The 2,379-nt window shown below is 66.3% G+C and carries 3 protein-coding genes and 1 pseudogene; 2 read left to right on the top strand and 2 right to left on the bottom strand.

The window, feature by feature from the left end:
* Window positions 1-310: pseudogene (locus GPA_RS18840) on the top strand (hypothetical protein); the annotation flags it as partial.
* Between the two features lie 154 nt (window positions 311-464).
* Window positions 465-806, top strand: coding sequence for a Veg family protein (locus GPA_RS03950; protein WP_041239022.1), 342 nt, complete (start codon window positions 465-467; stop codon window positions 804-806).
* A gap of 87 nt (window positions 807-893) precedes the next feature.
* Here GPA_RS03950 and GPA_RS03945 read toward each other — a convergent pair whose 3' ends face one another.
* On the bottom strand, window positions 894-1,916 hold the full coding sequence (locus tag GPA_RS03945) for an FAD:protein FMN transferase (protein WP_015539003.1): 1,023 nt from the start codon (window positions 1,914-1,916) through the stop codon (window positions 894-896).
* A 147-nt stretch (window positions 1,917-2,063) separates the two neighbouring features.
* On the bottom strand, window positions 2,064-2,264 hold the full coding sequence (locus GPA_RS03940) for a hypothetical protein (RefSeq protein ID WP_041239020.1): 201 nt from the start codon (window positions 2,262-2,264) through the stop codon (window positions 2,064-2,066).
* Window positions 2,265-2,379 lie beyond the last annotated feature (115 nt).

Raw genomic sequence — 2,379 nt, 5'->3', positions numbered from 1 at the left:
CCGTCCGCTGTGCGGTGCCGGCGGGGAGCCGCTCGCCGCATCCACGCTCAAGGCCGCCGCCACCATGGCCGACGCCGCCTTCGCGAACCGCCGCAAGACCCTCTCGAACTCCTGCAAGACCTACTTCGGCTCCCGCGGGGCGAAGGGCGCGCGCATCGCCGCCGCCCTCCCGCAGCTCTTCGAGCAGGCTGCCGTCGACCCGAGAATCCGGGGCGAGGCGCTGGCCCTGGAGGATTTCGTCCGCTTGGGAGCGGGGTTGGAGAAGCTGGAGGCATCAGGCGCGCCCGATGGCGCCGAAGAAGGGGCGTAGCCTATTCAACCGGAAACGGGGCCTGAATGGCCGGCCGTCAACTTATGGTTTGCGAAAAGTAACATATCCGTGCAGATTCTGTAGAGTATTGACCAAGGTGGTATAATCTCGCTTTGTGATTTCTGCATAACGGCACACGCGAGAAAGAGTGAGCATGGATTTAGCTAAACAGGCCAAAATCGTCGACTCCATCCATGATACGTTACATGACTTCGTCGGTCAACGCCTGAAAGTGCGCGCCAATATGGGTCGCTCGAAGATCGTCGAGAGCGAAGGCGTGCTCATGCAGGTGCACCCCCAGCTGTTCATCCTGGAAGTCGACCGCAAGCGCGGGCGCACGGCGCGCCAGTCCTACCAGTACGTGGACGTCCTCACCGGCATGGTGGAGCTCTCCCAGAACGGCGAGCCGCTGTTCGAGCCCTTCGTTCCGGAGAACCCGCTGGCCGACACCCCTGCGGCTGTCGACGAGCGCGAAGAGGAGACGGTGCTCTCCTAGCGCTCCTCTCGCGAAAGGCGCCGCAAGCCGCTTCCCCGACGGGCACCGCATCGCGCGGTGCCCGTCTTGCGCTCGGCGCCTGCTGAACTACGCTGAATGCACCTTTCCCGCCGCGTCTACGAAGTGCGCCTCCAAGATGGCCGGATGCGACTGCGCGAATGCCCGCCCGCGCTCGATGCCCAGGGCCAGCAGCGTGGTGGAGTACCCCTCGGCGTCCAGCGAGCGGCGCGCGATCACGGTGGCTCCCGCAGCATCCGTTTCCACTGGCAGGCCGGTTTCGGGGCAGAGGATATGATGGTAGAAGGCGCCGTCGCGCTCGAAGCGGCGTTCGTACACGCCGCTCGTGACGGCGGAGGCGTCGCGCACTGCCACGGCCCCCACCACGCCCCCCTTGTCGCGCGGATCCTGCAGCCCAATGCGCCACGGCACGCTGCCCGGCTTCTCGCCATGCGCCACCACGTTGCCGCCCAGGTTCACGATGAAGGCCTCCAACCCGTGCTCGGCCAGCAGGTCGGCCACGGCGTCGGCTATCCAGCCTTTCGCGATGCCCCCCACGTCCACTGCAGCCAGCGGGTCTTCCAGCTGCGCGAACGCCTGCCTGCCTGCTGTGGTGCCCGTTTGGGGGGCCGCGCTTTCTGCGGCCGCGGCCGTCGGCTCGTCCCATACGCGCAGCGTGCGCCAGTCGACGTGCGCGAGCGCCTCGCGAATGCGCTCGCGCTCGGGAACCGTTCCTTCGTGGAAGTTCCAGAGCCGCACGACGGCACCCATGGTGATGTCGAACCGTCCCTCGCTGTCCGCACAATAGCCTTGGGCTGCGCGCAGCAGCGCGGCCGTGTCGGTCGCGATGGGCACGGGGCGCCCCTTCGCAGCGTTCAGCCGGGCGATATCGGAGTGCGGGAGCGTGCGCGAGAGGCGTCGTTCGAACGAGCGGCACGTGGCGCGTGCGGCAGCATATGCCGCACGGCACTGCCCAGGATCGCCGAACGCTTGCAGGGTGACGACGGTGTTGAACGCATAGAACAGCTCCGTTGTCATTCCGCGCTCGTCGGGGCCCGACGTTTGAACGAATTCCTCCAGAGGGATGGGGTCGTGTGCTCTCTCGAAGTCCATGCTCCCAGTATAGGCCAAAGCCGCACTACCGGAAGGCTGGATCGACGTGGAGCGCAACGTTGAGGCAGATAGGCACGAGGTGCGGCCGAGAGGGCGTGAAGGGGCCGTCGCGTTTTCCGCGCCGTTTCCTTCCGCTGCGGTACCGGCCTACTCGTCGTGCGGCGTGCGCTCCGATTCTGCGATGCTCTGGCGGGTGGCGGCGGCGCATTCGGCTATCCGGCGCAGCACCTCGTCGCGCATGGCGGCCACTTCTTCGGGGGTGTCCGCTGTGGAGAACAGCGCTTTTGCAGCTTCGCCGAAGGCGGTCAAGTCGACGGCGCCAATCTCAGGATTCGTCTGAACGGGCATGATGGTGGCTTCTCTTTCCATAACGTGGTTGGACACAAGGGCTGGCAGGCTTGCGGGCCGAGGACCCGGCCGAGTGCGGGGGGGGGGGGGGTTCTTTGCATGATCTCATCGTGAT

This window comes from Gordonibacter pamelaeae 7-10-1-b (assembly GCF_000210055.1).
GTDB lineage: Bacteria > Actinomycetota > Coriobacteriia > Coriobacteriales > Eggerthellaceae > Gordonibacter > Gordonibacter pamelaeae.
Note: the sequence above shows the minus strand (reverse complement) of the source record. Positions and strands in the feature narration are given on the sequence as shown.